19 protein-coding genes are annotated in these 23,570 nt (G+C 46.0%); 6 read left to right on the top strand and 13 right to left on the bottom strand.

Going from position 1 to position 23,570, the window contains the following annotated elements; translation table 11 throughout:
• Positions 1-106: 106 nt before the first annotated feature.
• A complete protein-coding gene (locus tag AC1DM9_RS15265; protein WP_477580812.1) occupies positions 107-925 on the bottom strand; it encodes a protein-glutamine gamma-glutamyltransferase in 819 nt (272 codons plus the stop codon).
• Positions 926-1,106: 181 nt separating this feature from the next.
• On the opposite strand from AC1DM9_RS15265, the gene AC1DM9_RS15270 reads away from it, so the two are divergent.
• Genes AC1DM9_RS15270 through AC1DM9_RS15280 form a run of 3 tightly spaced genes read left to right on the top strand, consistent with a single transcriptional unit; the run spans position 1,107 to position 4,353 of the window.
• Positions 1,107-1,631, top strand: coding sequence for a hypothetical protein (locus AC1DM9_RS15270; RefSeq protein WP_477580814.1), 525 nt, complete (start codon positions 1,107-1,109; stop codon positions 1,629-1,631).
• Positions 1,632-1,654: 23 nt separating this feature from the next.
• A complete protein-coding gene (locus tag AC1DM9_RS15275) occupies positions 1,655-3,814 on the top strand; it encodes an ABC transporter transmembrane domain-containing protein (RefSeq protein WP_477580816.1) in 2,160 nt (719 codons plus the stop codon).
• Positions 3,815-3,831: 17 nt separating this feature from the next.
• Complete coding sequence (locus AC1DM9_RS15280) at positions 3,832-4,353, top strand: GNAT family N-acetyltransferase (RefSeq protein ID WP_477580818.1); 522 nt, start codon at positions 3,832-3,834, stop codon at positions 4,351-4,353.
• 230 nt (positions 4,354-4,583) lie between these two features.
• Here AC1DM9_RS15280 and AC1DM9_RS15285 read toward each other — a convergent pair whose 3' ends face one another.
• The 5 genes from AC1DM9_RS15285 to AC1DM9_RS15305 all read right to left on the bottom strand — a co-directional run bounded on the left by AC1DM9_RS15285 (position 4,584) and on the right by AC1DM9_RS15305 (position 10,236).
• On the bottom strand, positions 4,584-4,967 hold the full coding sequence (locus AC1DM9_RS15285) for a GNAT family N-acetyltransferase (protein WP_477580820.1): 384 nt from the start codon (positions 4,965-4,967) through the stop codon (positions 4,584-4,586).
• Between the two features lie 106 nt (positions 4,968-5,073).
• Complete coding sequence (locus AC1DM9_RS15290; RefSeq protein WP_477580822.1) at positions 5,074-5,619, bottom strand: GNAT family N-acetyltransferase; 546 nt, start codon at positions 5,617-5,619, stop codon at positions 5,074-5,076.
• 4 nt (positions 5,620-5,623) lie between these two features.
• On the bottom strand, positions 5,624-7,414 hold the full coding sequence (locus AC1DM9_RS15295) for an ABC transporter ATP-binding protein (protein ID WP_477580824.1): 1,791 nt from the start codon (positions 7,412-7,414) through the stop codon (positions 5,624-5,626).
• Positions 7,411-9,174 carry an ABC transporter ATP-binding protein gene (locus AC1DM9_RS15300; RefSeq protein ID WP_477580826.1) on the bottom strand — a complete coding sequence of 588 codons (1,764 nt, stop codon included), beginning with the start codon at positions 9,172-9,174 and terminating at the stop codon, positions 7,411-7,413. Before AC1DM9_RS15300 ends, AC1DM9_RS15295 begins: the two co-directional genes overlap by 4 nt.
• A 282-nt stretch (positions 9,175-9,456) precedes the next feature.
• On the bottom strand, positions 9,457-10,236 hold the full coding sequence (locus AC1DM9_RS15305) for a Cof-type HAD-IIB family hydrolase (protein ID WP_430055858.1): 780 nt from the start codon (positions 10,234-10,236) through the stop codon (positions 9,457-9,459).
• Positions 10,237-10,965: 729 nt separating this feature from the next.
• Here AC1DM9_RS15305 and AC1DM9_RS15310 point away from each other — a divergent pair.
• On the top strand, positions 10,966-11,238 hold the full coding sequence (locus tag AC1DM9_RS15310) for a hypothetical protein (protein ID WP_477580829.1): 273 nt from the start codon (positions 10,966-10,968) through the stop codon (positions 11,236-11,238).
• A 74-nt stretch (positions 11,239-11,312) separates the two neighbouring features.
• Here the strand turns inward: AC1DM9_RS15310 and AC1DM9_RS15315 are convergent, their stop codons facing one another.
• On the bottom strand, positions 11,313-11,762 hold the full coding sequence (locus AC1DM9_RS15315) for an SRPBCC family protein (RefSeq protein ID WP_477580831.1): 450 nt from the start codon (positions 11,760-11,762) through the stop codon (positions 11,313-11,315).
• Between the two features lie 117 nt (positions 11,763-11,879).
• Between AC1DM9_RS15315 and AC1DM9_RS15320 the strand changes: the two genes are divergently transcribed.
• Together AC1DM9_RS15320 and AC1DM9_RS15325 are read left to right on the top strand one after the other, a co-directional pair.
• Complete coding sequence (locus tag AC1DM9_RS15320; RefSeq protein WP_477580833.1) at positions 11,880-12,686, top strand: DUF6597 domain-containing transcriptional factor; 807 nt, start codon at positions 11,880-11,882, stop codon at positions 12,684-12,686.
• Between the two features lie 176 nt (positions 12,687-12,862).
• On the top strand, positions 12,863-13,684 hold the full coding sequence (locus tag AC1DM9_RS15325) for a hypothetical protein (protein ID WP_477580835.1): 822 nt from the start codon (positions 12,863-12,865) through the stop codon (positions 13,682-13,684).
• A gap of 65 nt (positions 13,685-13,749) precedes the next feature.
• On the opposite strand, the gene AC1DM9_RS15330 is transcribed toward AC1DM9_RS15325, so the two are convergent.
• The 6 genes from AC1DM9_RS15330 to AC1DM9_RS15355 form a co-directional block, all read right to left on the bottom strand.
• Positions 13,750-15,330 carry an ATP-binding protein gene (locus AC1DM9_RS15330; RefSeq protein WP_430055866.1) on the bottom strand — a complete coding sequence of 527 codons (1,581 nt, stop codon included), beginning with the start codon at positions 15,328-15,330 and terminating at the stop codon, positions 13,750-13,752.
• A 272-nt stretch (positions 15,331-15,602) separates the two neighbouring features.
• The gene (locus tag AC1DM9_RS15335) at positions 15,603-16,730 is read right to left on the bottom strand and encodes a copper amine oxidase N-terminal domain-containing protein (protein ID WP_477580837.1); all 1,128 of its coding nucleotides are present in this window, start codon (positions 16,728-16,730) and stop codon (positions 15,603-15,605) included.
• Positions 16,731-16,816: 86 nt separating this feature from the next.
• A complete protein-coding gene (locus tag AC1DM9_RS15340) occupies positions 16,817-17,953 on the bottom strand; it encodes a bifunctional cystathionine gamma-lyase/homocysteine desulfhydrase (protein WP_477580945.1) in 1,137 nt (378 codons plus the stop codon).
• Between the two features lies 1 nt (position 17,954).
• Positions 17,955-18,878, bottom strand: a complete 924-nt coding sequence (locus AC1DM9_RS15345; protein WP_477580839.1) for a PLP-dependent cysteine synthase family protein — start codon at positions 18,876-18,878, stop codon at positions 17,955-17,957.
• 187 nt (positions 18,879-19,065) lie between these two features.
• Positions 19,066-21,120, bottom strand: coding sequence for a hypothetical protein (locus AC1DM9_RS15350; RefSeq protein ID WP_477580841.1), 2,055 nt, complete (start codon positions 21,118-21,120; stop codon positions 19,066-19,068).
• Entirely contained in the window at positions 21,107-23,332 is a 2,226-nt protein-coding gene (locus tag AC1DM9_RS15355) for a GH92 family glycosyl hydrolase (protein ID WP_477580843.1), read from the bottom strand. The genes AC1DM9_RS15350 and AC1DM9_RS15355 overlap by 14 nt, the downstream gene beginning before the upstream one ends.
• Between the last annotated feature and the right edge of the window lie 238 nt (positions 23,333-23,570).

A 23,570-nucleotide genomic window follows, 5' to 3' on the forward strand; every position in this document is an offset into this window, starting at 1 on the left:
TCCATTATACTCCTCCATGCACGCGAAGCGAAAACACCTGTATTCGAGAGCAGCAAACGCATCTCCTACAGGTGTCTTTTCACCATTTTCAATGACACGAATCATTTTAATAAATATCCGAACCCGTGCCTATTCTTGCCGCAATGCCGAGCTGTTCGGAACCGCTTCCCCCATCCCACCAAACGTCCCTAACGTTTAAGCCTTGCAAATATTCATAATCTGGATGGACCACAATATCCTGCAAGTACGCAGATATAGAGGCATTCTCATAGCGCATGCGATTCAGCGCATTAATGATATCTTGGCCGGATTCAATACCGATGCCATGTCCGAAATACAAATCATCATCCAGCATGATGACATTCTCACCTTGCCATTCCGGTGTATCCGGATCATGGTGAGGGTTCTTGAAGTAGAGCGCGTCGCCGGGGTAGGCTTCATTTTTATCATAGGTAGTTATTAAGCTTAAATCACGGTCGTATTGCCAGTCTCTTAAGAACAGGTTTTTAAAATAAGCGTTGAACACGGCATCGCCAACCGTATCAAGCACTGCTTTATAAAAGATAATGATAATGGCACCTGCGCATTCAAAGCCGTACAAATGCCCATTTTCAAAAATATCGTTAATGCCAACCGAAGGCAGTACGCCTCCCTTTAGCTGAAAGCCGCCGTTTTCCGTACGCGTCCAGTATTGCTCATTGCATTTTGACCCTGCGAAGGTCGCAAAGCTCACTCCACTGGCATAAAGCGCTTTGGCTGCTTCAATCGTATGCAAGCGCGTTTTCAGCTCAAATTCGAGCGCATCAACCGATGGATAGCGATAGACAACCTGGCTCTTCTGCTTCTCTTGCAGTATTTTTCGTTCAATCTCCGATAACGTCAAAGGATTAATCGAAAACGTAGGACTACCCGCAACAAGTATCACCTTAATTTTCCTCCATTTCATTCCAAATCGATTAGGTTATTGTACGTTTAAATAGAAAAAATGTGAGTATGGATGCGGAATAGGGACGCTGCAAATGTTGTCGAATACACAATCAATCTTCTGTTCATTGTCAGATCATGGTATAATTTGGTCATTATCTTGAAAGAAGGTAATTAAGCCTATGAGCTATTATTTCAACATTTGCTCTACTGCCAAGTATCAAGAGGCCTACATCACTTTTTTGCTGGAACATTTCGTCCAGCTAAACCTGCCCTATTCCTTTCCTGTCTCTCTCAGCTACCTTTCAAGCCCGCTGTTTATGGAGAAAGAATCTATTTTATTTCGCAATCCCGATGATGAAATCATAGGCGCAATAGGGTACATACACGGCACCGGTGATCAAAACTATGAAAATGAGCATATCGTTCAGATTCAGACGGTTTTTATTAAGGAAAGCTATCGAAGCAGCCGATTGTTTCTCCAGGCTTCACAGTTTCTCGCTCAATACTTAGCGCAGTTGAAACAGCCTGTTACAGAGCTCCGGTTCTGGATACCCTCACAGCCGAATCTTCAGCGCCTTTGCGCGAAGTCAGCCAGGAAAGTGGCGGTTCAGGATACGGATCATGGCGTTATTGAAGAGTATGTTATGAAGTTCACCCAATGGCACGATGATGTGATGAAATACCCTCATGAAATTTATTTTTAAGCTCAGAAGGAGCACAATCCGTCATGGTATTTATTGTTCTTAAGCACTTAGCAGGCTATATGCGTGCCTACAAGCCTCTGGCTATATTTTTTTTCGTTACGCTATTTTTAGATCTCATCTTCATTTCATTAGCACCGTTGAGCTTTCAATTTCTAATCGACAAAGCCATCCTTCCTAAGGACCTGCATGCCTTTTCTCTTATCATCATCATTCTGGCGGTTAGCGGCATCTTCTGCCTCAGTGCTGGCGTTTTCAGCGATTATGCTCTTGCCAAGCTGAGTGCAAGGGTGCAGCAGGATTTGCGCAAGCAATTATTTGAGCATATGCAGCAAGTGAACCTCGCTTTCTTCCAGAAGACGCGCTCAAGTGAGCTGCTCTCCTATTTCACAGTCGATCTTCCTGCCATTGAGCGAGCAATGAATGCAATTCTGACGGTAGGAATACAATCTTTTTCCGTTGTAGTCATTAGCACCGCGGTTTTATTTTATTTGCAGTGGAGTATGGCACTAGCCATATTGTTTGGGGCAGCCCTTATTTTTGCCGGTCCTTTCTTGCTGGGCGCTCGCGCGCAAGCCATTAACGTCGCTCATAAGGAGCAACTCGATCATTTAACAGGCGACATACAGGAAAACATTAGAGCGCAAAAAGTAGTCAAAGGTTTTAATCTCCAGCAGGCGATGACACATAAATTTGTGGGCAGACTGCAAACGATGTATCTCATTCACTATCGAAAAAATGTGATTAACGCTCAGCTGGAGCGAATTCCGCTGATCAGCTTACTCCTGATCAATTTATCCATTATTGGGCTTGGCTCTTATCTCGCACTTCACGGGCATATTACGATCGGGGCTTTGGTTGCCTTTTTCACGATGTATACTTCAATGGGAAATTCCGTTTTTAATTTAACCGCAACGATTCCAGTCTTCACGGATGCTTCCGTCAGCATTGAGCGAATGAACAAGCTGCTGCAAGCGCCTAAGGAAACAACGGGTAAAGCACTTATGACGAGCCCCCTAAATCATTTGCCGGATATTCGCTTTTCAGACGTTTCCTTTCGCTATAACGAGGAGCAGGAAGCACTGAAAAAGATTAATTTACATATTAAAGCTGGAACAACGGCTGCATTCGTAGGCTCTAGCGGCTCTGGCAAGAGCACGCTCGTACAGCTGGTGCTGGGCTTCTATGACCCGAGTGCAGGTCAACTCGAAATCAATAGTATTCCCATGCAGGAACTAAGTCGAAGCTCTTACCGAGATCAGCTCGGGGTTGTATTTCAAGATAACTTTCTCTTTCGAGGTTCCATTATGGACAATATTCGCATCAGCAAACCAACGGCAACGAGGGAAGAAATCATAGAAGCTGCCAAACAAGCTGAAATTCATGTGTTCATCATGACGCTGCCAAATGGTTACGATACGCTGGTGCTGGATGATGGGTCTAATTTGTCTGGAGGACAGCGGCAGCGGCTCGCCATTGCTCGCGCGATATTAAAAGATCCCCAACTATTATTGTTGGATGAAGCTACCTCTGCGCTAGACCCGATAGCTGAGGCATCTATTAACCGTACATTTAGGGATTTGTCACGCAATCGAACCGTAATAACCGTTACGCATCGTTTATCTTCTATAACAGGTGCAGATTGCATTTTTGTGTTTGATAAAGGTGAGCTGGTCGACATTGGGACTCACGAGGAAATGCTTGCACGCGAAGGCTATTATAAAGAATTATGGGAAAAGCAGAATGGTATGCTGATTTCAAATAGCGGGCAGGAAGCTGATATTGATGAGGAAAGGCTCGCAAAGCTTCCTTTCTTTCAAGGTATTGATAACGAAGTACTGAAAGAAATTAGAAGCCTGTTCAACACGGAGACATTTAGCGCAGGCCAACCTGTCATTCATGCCGGAGATCAGGGTGAAAAATTTTACTTAATTGCACGCGGCCGGGTTGAAGTATCACGCAAGGACGCAAATGCGATTGATGGAAAGCTTCGACTTGCCATATTAGAGGACGGAGACCATTTTGGTGAAATTGCTTTGCTTAACAATGTGCCGCGTACAGCCGATATCACAGCCATTACGCCTTGCGTGTTCCTTACCTTGCAGCGGAAAGGGCTTCATTACGTGTTATCTAAACATCCTGAAATCAATAATCGAGTCAGGCAAACGCTGAAGGAACGAAAATAGAAGGAGGTTGCTTATCGATGCTTGCGCAGTACTGCGTTTGCAAGAATGATGCTGATTTAGCACAGTATGCCCTATATTTCATCAGGCATCGCACCGATTTCAGCAGCAAGTTTTCGCTTCCGGATACCTTATATCATATTTTACAGTCTCTACAGCAATCCAAAGTAATGCTAATCCTAAGCCTAGAGGGCGACACGATTGGATGGGCGCATTATAGATATTTGTCTACGGAATATGAGCCTGTTCGGGAAGGGGAAATTGCTTTCGTAGATTCCGTCATTATAAACGACGCCTATCGAAGCGGCCGATTGTTCATTAACGGCTTTCGTTTTCTAGCAAACCATATCGCCGCTGAGAATCCGAAGGTCAGGACATTTGAATTTCACGCGCTTGCAAGCCATGCCTATCTGAACAGACTTTATTCCAAATTTGCGACTATAGTAGGACAAAGAGATGGGTACCATGAAATAGAAAACGCCTATTCTACTGATTTCAACCAACTTCTTCACTACTTAAATCGAACAAAAAATGACAATTGACGCCACTTTATTCCATATGTTACTGTAAATATATTCTATTATTAAAGGGGGTCTTTACATGTATCCACCAAGAATAAATGCAAACAATAAAACCGACCGCAAACCACTTCAATTTTCAAACCTGCTTAAGCTGAATGAACAAGCTAGAGTAACTACTGCGAAGTAATCGTTATAGGCAGCAAAAGAGCCATCCACCTTTGTAGGTAGAGAGCTCTTTTTTTTGTTGCTTATTAGTTGGACAATCCGCCACTTGCTGCACCCGCTCCGCTGGAGCTGTACGAATCGGAATATTCCGTGTTTGTTTTATCCCATACATCCTCATATGCTGGATTCCGCTTGAACTCGGCTAGTGCATAGGAGCAAGAAGGAATAATCCGTCTTCCCTTCTCCCTAGCCTCTTCTACTACAAAATCAAGCAGCTGCCGCCCCAAATGCTGGCCGCGATAGTCGCCATCCACATACGTGTGGTCAATGACCCAGGTGTCTACGTCGACCATCGTGTAAGTGATCTTACCGATCGTTCCTTTGGTTGTTGTCAGAACGTAGCTGTTGCCTTGCTTTTTTGCCAATATTTCCTCTTCTACTTCGCCATACAAGTCTCTATCTGTATCCATTGTTGCCTGCACCTCCTAGAAAGCTGTTAGTTATAGCTTCTTATGGTCAAGCTATCGGTCTACTACTTCTTACCCCGATAGAGGAACAATGAATCGTATGGGCAATCTATTTGCTATTTTCCGAAGAGGAATTAGTCGCTTCCTTCACCATGTATAACACTAGTTCATCGTCGACACGAACCATGCTGCCGGGCTTCACAATAACATTCTCGTACGAAATCCCTCTACCGTCAGGAATATAGCCTCTGCGAGCGTAAATGCGCTGTGCACTGCCATAGCTAGGGTAGAGCCCTACACCGATACCGACAATTCCATATTTTTCAAATGCGATCTGCTCAATCCCATCCATCAAAGCATTCCCAATCCCCTTGCGCCGCAAGGCTGGGATCACATCAAAATTGTTTATTTCAGGAATGTTGTTTTGCTGAAAATAGGGATAATACGATTGTGACAGCAGATGCAGCCATCCAGCGAACTGACCCTTGTAGAAAGCGACAAGGGTGACGCGCTGTCCCGTTTTATTTTCTTCCCAGCATCTTGCAATATAATCTAATCGCTTACTAATATCTTGATGTTCAATCGCATGAAAAATGACATTGACATCATTACTTTCCATCGCTCTTATTTGCATGTCTTCACGCAATTCGATCATCCCCTTACTCTTCTGCTGCTTCCATATTTTCTTCTTCCCATAACAATCTCAATTCCGCTGAAACCGCAAGCAAATGCTGTAGACTGCCTTGCGCTTCTATTTTCCCATTTTTCATGACGATAATATGATCGGCACGTTGCAAAGCGGCTTTGCGGTGGGAAACAATCAAGCATGCCGCATGCGGCGTCTGTTCCACTCGTTCCCAAAGCAGCTTCTCTGTCGTCACATCCAGCGCGCTCGATAAGTCGTCAAATACGAGCAGCTCCGGCTCACGAACGAACATGCGGGCAGCCGCTGTACGTTGTGCTTGACCGCCAGACAGCTTCACGCCGCGTTGTCCAATCATCGTTTCGAGTCCATGCTCAAGCTGTAAAATATCTTTGTCCAGCACAGCGGTGTGAATGGCTTTCTGCGTGCGGCTTGGTATATCTGGCATACCAAGCAAAATATTCGTTTCAAGCGTTTCGCTAAACAAATTAGGAACCTGCGAGGTATAGGCGCTGCGCGGCGGAACAAAAAATGAATCCGGATCTGCTACGCGCTCGTCATTCCACCAAATTTCTCCCGCTTGAGGAGGCAGCAGCCCAAGTACGGAGCGGAGCAGCGTTGTTTTGCCAGAACCTATCCGTCCCGTTACAACGGTGAAGCTGCCTCTTGTCAGCTCCATGCTTATATCTTCAATTCCTCTGCCGGAATCCTTATACCGATAGCTGAGTCCCCGTACTGAAAGCGTACGAAATGGAGCCTCCTCCTGCTCCTTTGAAGCGCGATGGTTTTCAGGAAATGCACCGCCCAGCTGCAATTGGGTATGCTCGGTAAGCTTTTCGGTTGATGCGCCTTGCAGCAGCTGCACCATTCGCTTAAACGAAATGCCTGTTTGCTGCAGCGTAGCTAAAAATCTGCCAAAAAACGCAGTGAAATCGGTCACGAACGTTAAATAATAGACGAATAATGCAAAGTCACCAACACTCAGCTCCGAGCGCTGCATAGCAGAAGCGCCCAGCAGCAATATAAATCCTGTTCCTATATTCACGATATTAGAAAATACCGAATCAAGTATAGAGGTGAATAATCGATCCTTAAGCGCGGCCTGCCTGCGCTGCTTATTCAATAAGCGAAGTCTGTCGATAAACCGTTTCTCCGCGCCAGCAAGTTGAATGGCCTGCACCGAGCTGAACATTTCACCGACCATACCCGTAACTTTGCCCGTAGCATCGCGACTGGTGGCACGGTAGGCCTGCAGGCGCTTGGAAGCAAGCTGGGTGACTGATACAACGAGTATAAGCGGCAGAAATACATAACAAGTAATGCTGACGTTAACCCGCAGTAAAATGAAGATTGCCGCTGCCGCAAATAACAATTTGCCAATGAAATCAAGCGTCCAGCTGATGGCATCCTCTGCTTGATTGGCATCATCGCGAAATTGTGTGACGGCTTCGCCTGGGGAGATCGGAATGGCCGCCGCTGCCGGCTGACGCAAGATCCAGCGCAGCATGTTCCACCGAAGCAAAGAGCCCATACTAAAGCGGTGGATCGTATCCGTCAAAGCACCCGCATAAATCGTAACGATTCTCGCGACAGCTACAGCCATTAACAAGATGGCTAGATTTGATGCGCTAAGCGACCAGCTGGCATGACCTGTGAGCGAATCAAAAAATTGCTGAATGATTAAGCCGGGCAGCAGCGGGAATAGATGAATGGTCGCCCAAAGGATAGCATTGGCAGAATAGAGAACCGGGCGATAGCAAATAAGCCGCCACATGGCTTGCACCGTTGTCATTTCTTTGCTGTTCATACAAGCACCTCCACAGCGCCGGTTTGCAGTAATTGGTATAGCCTTGAGCTTGGATCAGCCGCTAATTGCGATCTATTGCCGGATTCCACAGGCGTTCCAGCATCTAAAATAAGGATGTCATCCGCTCGTTTAATTGTTGCAAGCCGGTGGGCAATAATAATGGCAGTGCGCCCTTCAAGCAGCTTATCGATCGCTCTCTCAATATGCGCTTCCGTAGCAGGATCGAGCCTTGAAGTCGCCTCATCAAGAATGACGAGACCCGGATTAGAGAGAAAAGCACGGGCAAATGCAAGCAGCTGCGCTTCTCCAGCCGACAAACCGCTTCCTCCTGAGGCCAGCTGAGTATCAAGCCCTTCGCCAAGCGAAGCTAACCAGGCGCCTAGCCCTAAATCTTCTAATACATCATGCAGCCGCTCATCCGAAATCGTTGGATCGTAAAGCGTGAGATTATCTCGCACAGTCGCTTGAAACAGCTGAATATTTTGAGATACCATCGCGATTCGGCCTCTCAGGTCAGCTAGCGTATAATCCCTAATATCTGTACCGCCCAGCTCAATAGACCCTGCTTTCACATCATAGAAGCGAACAAGCAGTCTGGCCAAGGTACTTTTACCGCTCCCCGTTCGTCCAAGCAAACCGAGCACTCGGCCGGGCTGAAGTTTAAAATCGACATCGTGGAGCACTCGCTCCCCGTCCCCGTCCTCACCTGTGTAAGCGAATGCGACATTCGAAAAGCTTACTGAAAGCGCGCCTTCAGGCATATCAGCCGCTATCTCTTTCTCTTTTAGCTTCGATTCCGTAGCGAATAGCCCGCTAACCCTTACAATACTAGCATCCGCCCGTTGTAAATCTTGAATTTGTGTACGGATTTGCTCAAGCGGATGATTGAGCAGCTCGGTATACGTAAAGACCAAATAAATCGTGCCAAGGCTCATCGAATCCGTTGTCCACAAATATGCGCAATATAATAATGCAAGTGATCGTCCAAGCGTAAATACAAAAATAGTGGATACCCACATCGAATATCCGCCTATGCTTGCTTTCAGCGTAATCGGAAATATTTTGCGGAGCAGTCCATGAAATCGCCTCATTACGAATTCACTTGCTCCATTTGCGCGTGTATCCTCTGTTCCAGCCAAATGCTCGCCAACAAACCCATAAAACTCCGCCTGCACTTCGCTTGATTTCACCCAAAAAGGCGAAAAAGCCGTTCGTATTCGTTGAAGCACGAATATCGTCAATACAACGAACACCGTCATGCCTGCCCCTAAGCGCCAATCCTCGCGGAACATCAATACGAGTACACCTGCTATGAGCAGCAGATTCGCAACGAGCACAAATATGAAATTGGAGAAAAAATGCGACAGCTCATTCACATCGCCATCGATCCGCTGAATTAATTCACCGCTCGTTCTCTCCTTATGAAAGCTCTGATCGAGGTGCAAGCAATGCTTCGCCAAATCGCCTCTTAGCTCATTCGTTGCTGTCCAGCCGACTTGTTCTCCAATATAGCCTGAGGAAACGCTAGCGAGCTGATGCAGTAGCGCAACTGTAATAAACAGCAAAGCGCTGCCGATAAGATCATTAATTTGAATGCCAGGCTGCAGCGCGCTATCAATAAAATGCCGTATGATTTGCGGATTCCAAAGCTGCAAACCAATGCTGGCAAGCAGCAGTATAGAGAGCAGAACGAGCTTGTGCCGCTCATGCTTTAAATAAGTGCTTAACAGTCTCCAATATTGTTTAATGGGGATATTCATTTTCTATTGCCTCCAAACACACCATCCATATATTTCATATTTATCTTAAAATGAGGAGAGGACTGGTGGCAAGGTAAAGAACAGTTATAGCCGCTTAGCACAGAAAGCGATTATTAAAGTTTATAACGGGTAAGGGGCTAAAAAGGAAGCGAAAGGATTCCGCCGTTTCTATCTGAGGATGTAGATTCATGCAGCTACTAATAAGAAAAAGCCAACGCTATAAGTACGCGTCAGCTTTTTTTGTTTACTGCTATTTTTGCATATAATCACACAAATCCAGTCTTATCCCTTTAACAAACCAGCCTTGATTAATCCGTTGCGAATCCCCTGATCATCCACATGCGTTGTCACATAATCTGCGAATGGCAGCAGGTCTGGATGCGAGTTGCCCATTGCGATGCCTAGGCCTACTGTCTCCAGCATTTCAATATCATTCAAGCCATCGCCAAAAGCGACCGCATCGGCAGTTGTGTAACCAAGTTTCTCGAGCAATGCCTCAATCCCTTGAGCCTTGGAGCCGCCTGCGGGAAGAACATCAATCGCTTGTGGATGCCAGCGAATAAGCTTCAGCTCGTCATGCAATCCATCATACAGATGCTCGTCGTGGCTCTCACAGTGTAGAAACACTTGGAAGATATCGTCTGTTTTCCAAAATTCCGGATTATAGCCTGGCAAATCTACCTTTAATGAATTTACCGAATCTATAATAAAGGGATGATCCTCTTTGTCCGCAAAAAAGTTATGCTCCCCTTCAAATACGAGTCCATGATTATGCTCAGCTGCAACCTTTACAAGTCTCTCCAAACGACCTTTTTCGATCTCTCGTCTGTATAGCGGAGTTCCTTTGTACACAACGTATCCGCCGTTTAGACATACGAATGACTCGATGCCGAGCTGCTCAGCAAGCGGCTTTATAAAGTAAGGCGCTCTGCCTGTTGCAATAACCGGCTCCACTCCACTTTCCTTCAGCTCCGCAATAGCTTTGATCGTATCTGCCGGAATTTCCTTATGCTCATTAATCAGCGTGCCATCGATATCAAAAAAAACGATTTTATACCCCATTCTCTGTTCTCTCCTATCCGTAGTCGCAGACGTATGACGCCTGTCCTTTTTATACAGTATAAAGAATTAAGCCATGAAAAGAAATCTTTCGCCTTATTTTGCAAGCTCTACCCGCCATTAAAAGCCTTGCCTCACAGCGCGCAGCATGCAGCATGCAGCATAACATGTAAAATCTAACGGACATAGAATCCGCATTTCATGAAATATAGGCAAAAGTGGCGGGGTAACGGACATACGATACGCTAATCGGGCGGATTAGGTTGTTAAATGAGCTTTTTAACCCAAATAAGGGCCTATATGTCCGCAAGCTTAGCAATTAATGGGGAATTTCGCAAAATAACGCATCTCATGTCCGTTGACCTTATTGTTGTTAAGAGCTTCGACAAGCGTTTACCGAATTCAACAAAAAGAACCACCAGCAGCTGCTGGTAGTTCTCAATTAATAAAACAAAATGATTGATCTTTTAATGATCAATCATTTTTAGGCTCTGGAGGCTTTCTTGTCAGTCTGGAAATACTTACACTGTTCTCTTTTCACATCGATTACCTGGAAACATAAACTGAACTTTTATCGTTTAGTAGGTAATCCCTTACATAAAACGAGGAGGAAATCCAATTGTTTAGAATGGCCTTGTTCATGATGTCCATTATAATAGTTGCTTCGGGCTGTACAGTGGCTGATGATGAACCCAAAAATTACGAGAGCTTTTCCTCGGAAACATATTACATGTGGATCATGTATCACTAACAAATGGATCCTCAGGAGAAAAAAAGTCTGTCCGTGATGCAGTACAAATTAAAGAGTGGCTGCAATCTATACAAGACCTAGAACTTATTCCTTCTTCAGATCAGAGTAAGAAAGATGGTTTTCTTTATTCGATCGATTTGTTTGAAGGTGATGACAAAAAAATGTCTTTTACAACCAACTCTGTTGATGGAAAATACTATATAGCCAGCCCAATACTTACTGACTCTATAAAGGTTTTTTTCGAGAAGCATTAAATTAACACAGCAATTACGAATGAGCCGTTAGAGTTAGTCGTAGATTTAATATCTATATATCTAAAACCATATCGTTACCAACCATAATCCAGTCCCTTGCCCGTCTCAACAAAGGTTTTCAAATTGCTTAGAATCATCCACCACTGACTATCCGTCGTTGGAATCGAAGGATGGTCTTCAGTAAATTGGTCATTAACCAAAATTAGCTTCGTCGTAGCCCCAACCTCTTCTAGCGTAAAAGTGATCCTTGACTCCAACTCTGCATGATTCGACCGATAAGAAGGACCTGGATGCTCCAAAAAGCTAAGTATTTTGCTTGGCTCATATGCTAAAATAGTACCATAAATATGAACGGTTTCATCGCCTTCCGTACCTGGCCCAACATATTTAAGCGATGAGCCTACTTCGAAAGTTGATTCAATAATACAGCCAAAAAATGTTTGACGCGTTCCCTCAGGCGATACGAAGGCATCCCATACCTTCTCGAGCGCTGCACCAATATAAAACTCATATTTAAACTCCATGTGTTACACTCCTTTTTCTATTTAAAATGGTTGATGTTTTCTACTCGTAGTATAAAACTATCTGCTAGGATCGTATTGTAAAAACGCGACAAATTGATCAATAGGAGTGATATAGAAATGAACACTATCGACCAAAAACGCAGTTTGGGTATTTTACAGCGGAGTGAGAGCGAGAAAAAATTTCAGCTTTCCCGTTACGCTCCTTCCGAACCTCTCCTTCCATTCATTAAACATTACTGGATAATAAACTGGGATTTAGAAGGCCATGCTCCTTATTTTCAGGATGTCGTCCCGAATCCTTGCGTCAATCTCGTTATCGAAGACCACCAAAGCGGCATTTATGGCGTTGCCAGCCAAATGTATACGAAAAAAATTGAAGGCAAAGGACGAGTATTCGGCATTAAGTTTCAGCCTGGCGGTTTTTATCCTTTTCTAAACTCGCCTTTAGCAGGGCTTACGGATCAAGCATTGTCGATTCCAGCTGTTTTTGGGACGGAAGCTATCGTGTACGAGCAGCAGCTAAGGTTGGCAGCAGATCCTGCTGGCATGATCGCACTTACCGAGGCCTTACTTCTTCGTCATCTCCCGCAGCCGGATGAGTGGATTACACTCGTCAATCAAATCATTTCACGGATACATGAGGATCAAGAACTGACCAAGGTAGAGCAGCTATGCGAAACCTTCGATATTAACAAAAGGAAGCTACAGCGCCTCTTCAGTCAATATGTCGGAATAACGCCAAAGTGGGTGATTAAGCTGTACCGACTGCAAAATGCGGCGGAAGCGATCGATAAGAGCACTCATTATGATTCACTTAAACTCTCAGCAGAGCTTGGCTATTATGATCAATCACATTTTATTAAGGACTTTAAATCCATTATTGGGAAAACGCCAGATGAATATGCAAAGCGACAAGCTTTGTAGTTTGCCTGCTGCTTAGCCAATTTGACTGAGGCTTGAATGATCCTGTATATTTATAAAAATCAATAAAATAAGCACGGCTTACGATGGAAGCACCCGTAAGAGAAGGCGTATACCGCCTATCTTGCAGGTGCTTTTTTTGCGTTGTTTGCCCAAAACCAAAGGAGGTTTTATCGATCATGCCATCTGCTTCCAAATTAACTGTAGTTTTGTTTGTTCTCTTGCTTGCGTTTCTAAGTCCAGCTACTATTGCTGCCGCACCTTTTGAATTCAGCGTTACTGCCAAAACAGCTTTTGACAAAATGAAAGGAACCGCGGATAAAGGTACCTCTGCCAAGTTAACTTCTCAATACACGGAATTGCAAGAAATTCAAAAGCTGACCCTTGATTGGGATGTGCGGATAGACAAGCTCCATTACCAAAACGAGGAGACCGTTCTCGCTACTCGCAAGCGGATTAAGGAAGTTGGTGCGGAGAAGCTGGTTCAGCTAGAGGCAGCTGTCGTGCAAACCAAAAAGAAGTACGAATCCCTATTTAACCTTTATGATTCCTTGAATCAACAGCTGAGCCTCGCCAAATCGTTCAAAGATAAATGGCTTACGAATGCGCTGAAGCCGCAGGTCGAAACAACTAAAGCTGCCGTTCAGCTCGCCAAGCTAGATATACGCAGCAAAGAAACGGCGCTTAGAACAGCCAAAGCGAGCACCGCCAAAACGATTAAAGATTTGCGAGAGCTGCTGAGCGGCATCGACCCGCTTAAGGTGAAAATCAAAGCATCCAAGAGCACCATCAGCAGTATAAAGAAACAGTTCACGACGGAGACATCCATTTTGAATCAAGTGTTGAAAAAAGGCGATTCAACAGCAACCTCAAGCTCTTTTACTCGCATGCTCGCTTACACAAAGCAAATTAACGAGCAGAAACAAAAAACATATAACTATGAGCAGCAGACGATGAGCATTATAGCTAAAGTCGACGCGCAAATAGCAGCTATCAAGTAAGTAAAGCACAGCAAAAAAGCGCGTCTCGGCATCCGAAACGCGCTTCCATCTATAATTCGTCATCTTTATACAGTAGGGAGCCATACCTCAACAATAGTACCTACACCAAGCTCGCTGGACAACGATAATCGTCCCCCATGCGACGATACTATTTTATCTACAATCATCATGCCTAAGCCGTTCCCGTCCCGTCTTGTCGTATGGAACGGTTGTCCAATACGCCGCATCACTTCATCCGTCATACCTACGCCGTTATCGATAAATTGAATGCGTTGATAATTGTCCACCACATCGAGCTTAATGTTAACTTCTCCGCCGAAGGGAAGAGCTTCCATGCAATTTTTTAAAATATTTAGAAATACCTGTTTGACTTGATCACGGTCGCATAGAATTTTTGTCTCGCCTACTTTTGCGCTCCGTATTTGAATGCCGTTCATCTCAAATTGAAGCTCGAATACCGAAATGACCTCTTGTAAAATAACATCACAATCTTCTTCTTTATACTGAATCGCTTGCGGCCTTCCCAATATTAAATATTCGCCCACAATCGCATTCATCCGCTCCAGCTCTGACATCATCAAGTTGTAATGATGGGGATTCGTCGTTTTGCTGGACAATTGAAGCATGCCTTTTACTGTAGTCATAGGGTTTCGAATCTCATGCGCGATGCTGACGGCTAGCTGGCCTGCAAACACAAGCTTCTCACTATTGCGAAGCAGTTCTTCCGCGATCTTCATTTCCGTAATATCCCGCAAGCTGCCGACAACCCGCGTAAGCTGGCGCTCGCTGTCGTAGATAGGAACCACATCCAGCATGTAGTAGCGCAGCTTCTCTTCAACTAGAATAGATAGCTCGATTCCTACACAGGACTCACTGCGTTTCATAACGCGTTCAAAATACGTCCCAATGATGCCGACTTCAAATACACTTGTGCCTAAGCAGCCATTTTTTTCATGATCCGAATTGTTCAATATCGCAGCGCAGTATTTGTTTATTTCTACAATTGCACCCTGCGCATCGGCAATAATGACACCATAATAATCCGTTTCCAGAAGAACCTGATTTAAGATTTGAAGCTGTGTATTGTGTTTACGGAGCAGCAGCTCTCGCTCGATAGAATCAACGATTGTGCATAAAAGTGCAAGCAAATGAGGATGGGCAAACTGAATTTCCGTCATGATCGAAATCGAACCAAGCAGCTGACCGCTGTCCTCCATAAAAAAAGGTGCTGTATAACAAGCTAACTGATGTAGTACTTTCTGATAATGATCTTCGCCTACGAGCTGAATAGGCAGCTGTTCACGCAAACATAGATCAACCGAGCTCGTACCGATCTCTTCACAGTATCGCACGCCTTCAACAATACCTAGCTGGCGCACCTGATTAATAATAGAAGCATTGCCTCTGAACTCAAGGATATACCCCTCATTGTCTGATATGGCAAGGAAAAAAGGATCATCTGCAACGGTCGATAAAAATTTTTCAACAAACACGCTGATAACTTCAATCGTTTCTTTATAATGGCCCTGCTGAGCTTTAAGCTCCGCATCCGTAAACCGCTGGGTAAATATAGGCAGTTCATCACGATTAAGTCCATACCGCTCGCATTTTCGATGTGATTCTATGATTAAATCGTTATTTATCATATGGTATACCAATTAACCTTTCCAGGACAGCTAGCTTCCATTTTGTTGGACATTATCCAATATTCTAGTTTAACCTGGCATATTCCTTCCCAAATTCATTAAAAATCACTTATTATCTACAATAATCTCCAAAATCAGCGTCGAGACCCCAAAAAGCGACATTCCTTCGTTCGAAATTTGCACCAAATCAATCCTAAAATAAAAAAAAGCGATGCTTAATAGTTAAAAACCATTAAGAAATCGCTTTTTTTCAATGTTATGCAATGTTATGATTAGCCCTTTGGTGAAAGCTCAATTTTCATGTCATCAAGGTACAAAGTTGTCAGACCCTCATAGCCGGAGTCGCTGCCCACAATGACATAAAGCTCACCCTTCTCGTTGGTTTGCAATGTTGCCATATAATCCATGGCGACTGGCTGAAAGCCTTTCAGCGAATCATCCGGCTGCACCATGTTTCCAACGATCTTCATATCTTTGCCTTCGGTCTTCTGATTGCCTTTATCCAAATCCATTCGATAGTAATGATCGCCACCGCTATCAACCTTGACAGCTTGAGGCTCCTTGCTTACAAAGCCTGCTTTGATGCTGACAGCCTCTCCAGGAGCGCCGCCAACCCCCATCATCCCGCCCGATTGATCCGTATACAGCTTAAAGGATAATGATGCTTGATATACCGTATTTGGCTTCAGCCCATCGATCTTCTTCGTCGCGAACATAAACAAATCATCGCTGCGATTCATCCCTTTAAGCTTCAGTGCGTAATTGGTCTTGTTATTCGCAAGAGGAAGCAGTTCTCTAGCATATTGCAGCTCGTAAATATCCGGATTGTAGTCTACTGGCAGATCGGCAAAAGCTCCCTTCCAGCCTTCCTCGCCCTGGTCAAAGTTATAATGGAGCGATAGCGCAGCCTCACTCGTTTGCACGGTAACTTTTTTCTGCTTCGCGTCCCAGCTCGTTTTTGCTCCTAACAGCTGTGCTACCATTTTTGCTGGTATGAAGGTCGTGCCTTTAATAACAACAACTTTGGCAGGCAGCTTCACGTTCTTAATGAAGCTCCCAACTACCGCATCACTATTCTGAGTGAGAGTCACCGCAAGTCCAGCACGAGTTAAAATAATCTGTTTCGCTCCCGCATCCAATTGAATGTTTGCTTGCAATCCCTCAGCCAATGCTCTGACAGGGACCATCGCAATGCCGTTCTGTAAATAAGGCGCCACCGCGAGCTTATGCTCTCCGCGGTAATCAATCGATTTGGTGCTTCCTATTTGAAATTGAAGAGGAGCAGGCGAAACGGCTGAAGCGCCATAAGCGGTTGCTCCGCTAGCTGCTGCACTAAGAAATAAAGCGGATGAAAGAGATGCTATCATGAGGTTTTTATTTAACAATTGTTTAAAGGCCATTTGTCTACCATCCTTTGTTGTTAGTCTTTTGGTGCGTACCCAAACTAACGAACAAAGATGAATATAAGTTGCAATTGGCTAATTTTTCATGACTTAAGACTCTGCTCCAGATCTTCAAGCAAATCCTCGCTATCTTCAATCCCAACTGATATTCGCACTAAACCATCCGTAATGCCAAGCTGCTTCCGCCGCTCGCTTGGTATAGATGCATGCGTCATTCTCGCGGGAACGGAAATAAGACTCTCTACAGCACCTAAGCTCTCGGCAAGCGTAAAATATTTCAACTTTTTGATCATCACAGACGCTTTCTCCGCGCTGCCTACGTCAAATGATATAATGCCGCCAAAGCCGCGTGCCTGCTTCTTCGCAAGCTCATGCTGCGGATGGCTCGGCAGCCCCGGGTAATAGATGTTTTGAATGGTTTCCAAACGCGATAAATAAGCGACGATAGCCTCAGCATTCTCTTCATGAGCTTCCATGCGCAGGCCAAGTGTCTTCAACCCGCGGATGAGCAGCCACGAATCCTGAGGGCCAAGCACGCCTCCCGTCGCATTTTGCACAAAATGCAGCTCTTCCCCCAGCTTATCGTTGCTCACAACAGCAAGACCAGCGACAACATCGCTATGCCCGCCAATATATTTGGTAGCGGAATGCAGCACGATATCAGCGCCTAGTGTTATCGGGGTTTGCCAATATGGCGTGCTGAACGTATTGTCCACAATAAATAGCAGCTGCCTCGTTTTGGCCCAAGCGGCTACACCTGCAATGTCCGTTACTTTAAGCAGCGGATTTGTCGGTGTTTCCACAAACAATGCTTTTGTATTCGGCTGAAGCGCCTTCTCCATATCTTCTAGGCTCGTCGTATCCGCAAAGGTCGCTTCAATCCCCAGTCGGCTCAGCACCTTCGTCACAATGCGATACGTTCCCCCATACACATCATCCGTCAAAATAATATGATCGCCAGCGCTCAGCAAAGAAAACACAGCGTTAATCGCTGCCATGCCTGAGCTAAAAGCAAAACCTCTTGCACCTTCCTCTAAATCAGCAATATACTGCTCCAGTGCATGACGCGTTGGATTGCCCGTACGTGAGTATTCATAGCCTTTATGAACGCCGATGTCGTCCTGTTTATAGGTGCTCACTTGGTAAATGGGAACGCTGACCGCACCTGTATAAGGGTCAAAAGGGCTGCCTCCATGAATGAGCTTTGTTTTTCGCCTCAGCTTAAGCACCTCCGTTGTAAATCTGTTTGCTTAAGTACCGCTCACTGCCATCTGGAAAAATAGTAACAATTCGGCTGCCGGGCGCAGCTGCTTCCGCTTCAAGCAGCGCAGCATGCAGTGCGGCGCCCGATGAGCTGCCGACAAGCATTCCTTCGAGCTGCGCCAGCTCCTTCACCCGTGCAAAAGCATCCTCATCCTTTATCGTATGAATGGCATCGAAATAGCTGCTATCCATAAATGGAGCCAGCTTCTCCACGCCAATTCCCTCTATCCTGTGCGGCCCTAGTGCTCCGCCGCCAAGTATGGAGCCTTCCGGCTCAACAATAACCGTCTTCACCTTTGGGCTCTGCTCCTTCAAATACTGCGCTGTTCCCATGAAGGTTCCTCCCGTTCCCGCTCCGGCAACAAAAACATCAACCGCACCGTTTAAATCATGCCATAGCTCGGGGCCTAACGTTTTGTAATAGGTTAACGGATTTGCTGCATTAGAAAACTGCCTTGGCGAATAGGAACCGGGTATTTCCTTCATCAGCTCTTCCGCCTTCTGCACCGCGCCTGCTATGCCAAGCTCTGTTGGTGTATTTACAACTTGTGCACCAAGCGCCCTCATCAATTGCTGCTTCTCTATGCTGAATTTATGGGGGACAACAAAGATTGTCGATACTCCCCGTCCGATCGCCGCTAATGCCAGACCTATTCCCGTATTGCCTGCTGTCGCTTCGATAACGGTTCCTCCGGGCTTCAGCTGTCCGTTTGCGAACGCGGCATTCAGCAGCTCGACGCCAAGCCGATCCTTGACGCTTCCTCCTGGATTTTTATACTCAAGCTTCGCATAAAGCGTTACACCTTCCGGCAGCRCAAAACCTGTAAGCTCAACTAGCGGCGTATTGCCAATTAGTGCGTGGATATTGTGATACAACGCCATTTGCATTCCCTCCCACGACTCCTATTTCCTCCTACGCGCATCCTTTACTCGGGCTATACTCTTCATCATATGAAGCTGCTTCTCTTTGTGTTTATGTCCCGTAAGCCTACTTTTAGGCGTTATTCAAGCCTATAAAAAGGGATGCTCCTCAAGTAGAAAAGTCTACTTAAAGAGCATCCCCTTATCATTAAGCCTCGCTCAGTCCCCACCCGATTGCATGTTTTGTCGTCTGTTCAAGCCACTCATTGCTTGCGAAGTTTGGAATGTCCTTTGTTACCGTAAGCGTCGACTGTCCTTCAAAGCCGGGTTGTGGGCAATATACAGCCGTGTTCTCCCACTGCTCCGAGCCATTTCTTCTAAAAAGCAAACGGTATTCATACAACCCCGGCTTAATCTGCTCTGACACGATCTGAACGGTTTTCTCAAAGGAAAATGTCGTGCGATAGCCTTCCAACTGGCTCATCGTACCTGCCATGAGAACAACAGGCTCCGCCCGTTCCACCTCGCTCGAAGGATGCAAAATCAATTCGTATTCCATGCCCGGCTCGCCATAGACGATAAGAAGAATAGGCAGTCCCACAACCGCAATTTTGGGCGCTTCCACAAATACAGGCTGATGTTTCGGCTCGAATTGCTCCGATCGCTCCCACTCTTCCTGCACTTCGCTAGCCCTGCGATAATGCCATGTCCCCTCTATTGGCAAATCCACTTGATTCAGAAGAGCTGTTAAGCAGGTTTTTGCGCTTTGGAATGGATCTGTACAATTGTTATGTCCGTAACGGTAGCCGATTTCATGCCTAACGTCCACGCCATGCCTGCGGGCGCGATCAGCCCACTCAAAGGACAGCCAGCTTGAGGTATACGCGTCATGCGTTCCGTGTGTCAGCCAGACCTTAGTCCCTTTGTACTTCAAGGCATGTATGATTTGATTCGACGCTGGGCTTCGCTCGCTCGCAATAAGCTCCATATCATCAGTACCAAGCAGCGTTGTGAAAAATAGATCAACTGCGCGGCGACCGTCCCCATCCTGCCAGCCAGACTGCCACGCGTATTTATAACCCGTATCCTCGCAAACCGCGCGCCAGCATACCGGACAGGTGGGATTAAGCATTTCCTTAAAAGGATCTCCAAAAGCGAGCGGAACATTATAGCAGATGGCATAACGAACGGAATACACAATGCTATTCGGATTACCCGCCGCAATTAAGCTTGTTATGCCTCCGCGTGAGCCGCCAACCGTCACAATGGCATTCCCATCCACGGCGAACTGCTCTGTAGCGGTCAGGAACAGATCGTCCAAGTTTTCATATACGGAACCATGCATCGTTCTCGTACCGAACGAACCTCCGCCGTTCCATAGGATGCCGACTGCACCTTTCCCTGTGTCTAATAACGTCTGGCCAAGCACGTTTAGAAGAGCTGGCCCAACGTTTGCAAACACATTTTCGTTCTGATCATAAAACCCGCTGAATAAAGCAGGATACCTTGCTTCAGGTGTACGAGACCACTCCGGAGGAAGGATGTAGCTAACCATACTGCGATGCTCACCTTGACCTGCAATACGTCCATGCACAAGCTGAAAGGCAGGTACTCCTTCTAGTTCGTCAAGTGCCGTCCCCGGATTGCGGAAAATGACAGGATAACCCGTAAGTTTCATCACTTCATCCGATAGCTTCAAAGCTACTTCATCCGTCACGCGAACCACGCTATACGTCTCGCCAATATAGCGTTCATAGGCTGGCGTCCTTTGATGCTCGCCGTCTTTTTCCGCTGCAAACAAAGCATAAGCATCCGTCCGGTAATAATAAGGACTAGTGATATCATTGTCCTGCAGCGGAAGTTCGACTTCACGTTCGCCCGTTTCCTCATGCAGTCGAAGAACGCCGATCCCATCGGTGCCGCCTGCCTGTGAACCGCCTCTGCCGCCATTTAATGCGGCATTCCAATTCGTCAAAATCGGAAAATCATTACACAGCTTCTCTGTGACAATGGTATAAATGCCAGCTGTCGCCGATTGTATTCGAACAAGCCCACGATAGAAATCCACCTGCTCTACTTCCAAAAACTCAACCTTTTTATCCGTATAACGAGCCGCTTTAATCGTTGCTTCGCTTTCCGTAAGAGCCGCTAAAAGCTTCGGGTTCACCTTTATATCTGCGAACGACGAGGTACCGTCAAGACTAGTAAACGAGCTAATAGGGACATAACGACCAGGAGCAAAAATCAAATTATTTGGGCTCATAAGCAGCCTCATTTTTCATTGAGTATGGTAAAGTATTACTTAGCGTTACCGACCCAGAAGGCGCGTCCACCATATGAAATTGAAGCTCCGCTCCAGCCGCCAGCTGATCATGACTGATCGACAATTTATGCCACGGTTCGCCGTTTACACTCAGTTTATCCCAATATACATTTTCAGCGCCGTTGTTCACCGCTTCAATGACAAGCTCCTTGCCGTTCTCCAATTGAATGGTCACTTTACGGAACAAGGGGCTGCCCATGACATATTCCGGAGTTCCGGGACAGAATGGATACATGCCAAGCGCACTCCATATATACCACGAGCTCAAGCTCCCATTATCCTCATCGCCAGGCAGTCCATCAGGCCTGCTGCTGAATAGCTCTTTCATCGCTTTTCTTACCCAATATTGCGTTCGAGACGGCTTGCCGATTACGGTATAAATATAGGGAATATGGAAGCTAGGCTGATTGCTAATGGCAAACTGGCCGAAATCTATCGCAGCCATTTCCGACATTTCATGAATTTCCGTGCCGTACGTGCCCGTTTTGAATAGAGGAGGCATCGTCATCAGTTCATCGAGCTTTTTCGCAAAAGCATCATTTCCGCCCATCAGCTCTGCTAACCCAGCTATATCATGCGGTACGGACCAGCTGCACTGCCAAGCCCCGCCTTCGCAAAACGGGTTGCCCCATTGCAAAGGATCGAAGTGCTCCTGCCACTGCCCTTGCTCATTGCGCCCTTTCATGAAACCCTCGCCAGCATCAAACAGCTTGTTATAGTTCGCCGCTCTCTCCATAAAGAAACGATAATCCTCCGCTTTGCCGAGGCCTTTCGCCATCTGAGCAATGCAGAAGTCACCGTAATAATAATCCAAGGCGTTGCTCACGCTTTCGTGGAAAAGATTATCCGGCAGATAGCCATATTCGATATAGGCTGCCAATCCTTTTCGTCCATGTTTCCCATCACTGGAAGCGAGTGTGGCATGCTTGTGCAGTCCCTCGTAAGCCGCTTGCACATCAAACCCTTGAATGCCTTTCACATAAGCATCCGCTATTGCAGCATCGATTAATGTACCCGGCATGGCACTTCGTTCCGCAGGCGAAATCCATTTGGGCATCCAGCCGCTTTCCTTATAAATATGAACCCATGCTTCTGTCATTTCACCCAGCATGGTGGGAAATAAAAGGCTGTACAGCGGAAGGCTCGTACGATAGATATCCCAAAAACCAATATCCATATACATAGGGCCTTTATGAACGTTACCGTCATAAGCACTAAAATGCACTTGTTCCCCATTAGGGCTGTATTCATGCCATGTACGAGGAAATAGACAGGTGCGATATAAGCATGTATAGAAGGTGCTCATCTCATCCTTATCTTCACTTTCCACCTTTATTGTGCTCAGCCGTTGTTCCCAATCCTGTGCAGCTTGTTCCTGCAATTGCGCAAAGCTTAAATCCCCCAGCTCCTGCTGCATATTCCAAAGCGCCTGCTCATGGCTGATGAAGGAAGTGCCCAAGCGAACATTGACGATCCCAGACGCAGGGACAGCAAGTCCAGCGAAAGCGCCTACTCGTTCTCCCGCTCCTGCCAGCTGCTCGCACGCAGTAAAATCCCCATTAAATGTACCGCTTTGCTCATCCTGCAAATCACAATCAAAGTCCATAACAAAGTACATCGCAAAATTCTCATGTACTTCCCCGTGATGAGCACGAGTAAAGCCCGTCACCCGGCGATTGACGCTATCAATTAAAATCGAGGACTCCCCTTTAAAAGGAGACACGATAACTCTGCAGTCCTCTCTCCTGTCAAAAGTAAATGTAAGGCACGCACTCCTCATTCCCGGAACCAGCTCCATCGATGCTTCATAACGAGGAAGCCGAATTCGAAAATAATGCGGCTGCACGACCATTTCCTCTGGTCTGTAGGAGGAAGCATGGGAATCCGCATCTAAATAAATAGGCCCGCTCTGCGGCATGACAACAAGATGCCCATAATCCCTTATCCACGGGCTAGGCTGATGCGTTAGCCGCAGGCCTTGAAATCTGCGGTGGGAGGGATGGTAAAACCACCCCGCTCCGTCCTCATGGGATTGCGGACTCCATGAAGCAGTACCCCAAGGTCTTGAAACGAGCGGGAGCGTATTCCCGTTCGAGAATGTATACACAGAATCCGTTCCTTGCAGCGGATTAACATAAGACAAATAGTTCATGGAAACGACCTCCGAGTAGTTGGCTAATGTTGATTTGGCCTGCCATTTTCATCTTATGATAGCGCTTTATATCGTAGGATAACATCCGACAACCCTGCGAAATGGTTAAGTAGGCTTCCTTTTTTGCTTAATTTCCTATAAAACCCTTGATCTCCTTGCAAATTTCCGGCAACAAGCTGATTTCAAAATAGAAAAAAGGACCACCCTCCTGTTTTCAACAAGAGTGCAGTCCTTTCAA

The sequence above is a fragment of the Paenibacillus sp. 01T431 genome (assembly GCF_056398625.1).

Bases quoted from the DNA above. Each gene is read 5' to 3' on its own strand.
- AC1DM9_RS15355 (WP_477580843.1), bottom strand. From the start codon at position 23,332: ATGAACTATTTGTCTTATGTTAATCCGCTGCAAGGAACGGATTCTGTG.
- AC1DM9_RS15300 (WP_477580826.1), bottom strand. From the start codon at position 9,174: ATGAATATCCCCATTAAACAATATTGGAGACTGTTAAGCACTTATTTA.
- AC1DM9_RS15270 (WP_477580814.1), top strand. From the start codon at position 1,107: ATGAGCTATTATTTCAACATTTGCTCTACTGCCAAGTATCAAGAGGCC.
- AC1DM9_RS15320 (WP_477580833.1), top strand. From the start codon at position 11,880: ATGAACACTATCGACCAAAAACGCAGTTTGGGTATTTTACAGCGGAGT.
- AC1DM9_RS15275 (WP_477580816.1), top strand. From the start codon at position 1,655: ATGGTATTTATTGTTCTTAAGCACTTAGCAGGCTATATGCGTGCCTAC.
- AC1DM9_RS15290 (WP_477580822.1), bottom strand. From the start codon at position 5,619: ATGATCGAATTGCGTGAAGACATGCAAATAAGAGCGATGGAAAGTAAT.
- AC1DM9_RS15305 (WP_430055858.1), bottom strand. From the start codon at position 10,236: ATGGGGTATAAAATCGTTTTTTTTGATATCGATGGCACGCTGATTAAT.
- AC1DM9_RS15315 (WP_477580831.1), bottom strand. From the start codon at position 11,762: ATGGAGTTTAAATATGAGTTTTATATTGGTGCAGCGCTCGAGAAGGTA.
- AC1DM9_RS15280 (WP_477580818.1), top strand. From the start codon at position 3,832: ATGCTTGCGCAGTACTGCGTTTGCAAGAATGATGCTGATTTAGCACAG.
- AC1DM9_RS15325 (WP_477580835.1), top strand. From the start codon at position 12,863: ATGCCATCTGCTTCCAAATTAACTGTAGTTTTGTTTGTTCTCTTGCTT.
- AC1DM9_RS15295 (WP_477580824.1), bottom strand. From the start codon at position 7,414: ATGAACAGCAAAGAAATGACAACGGTGCAAGCCATGTGGCGGCTTATT.
- AC1DM9_RS15285 (WP_477580820.1), bottom strand. From the start codon at position 4,967: ATGGATACAGATAGAGACTTGTATGGCGAAGTAGAAGAGGAAATATTG.
- AC1DM9_RS15330 (WP_430055866.1), bottom strand. From the start codon at position 15,330: ATGATAAATAACGATTTAATCATAGAATCACATCGAAAATGCGAGCGG.
- AC1DM9_RS15335 (WP_477580837.1), bottom strand. From the start codon at position 16,730: ATGGCCTTTAAACAATTGTTAAATAAAAACCTCATGATAGCATCTCTT.
- AC1DM9_RS15350 (WP_477580841.1), bottom strand. From the start codon at position 21,120: ATGAGCCCAAATAATTTGATTTTTGCTCCTGGTCGTTATGTCCCTATT.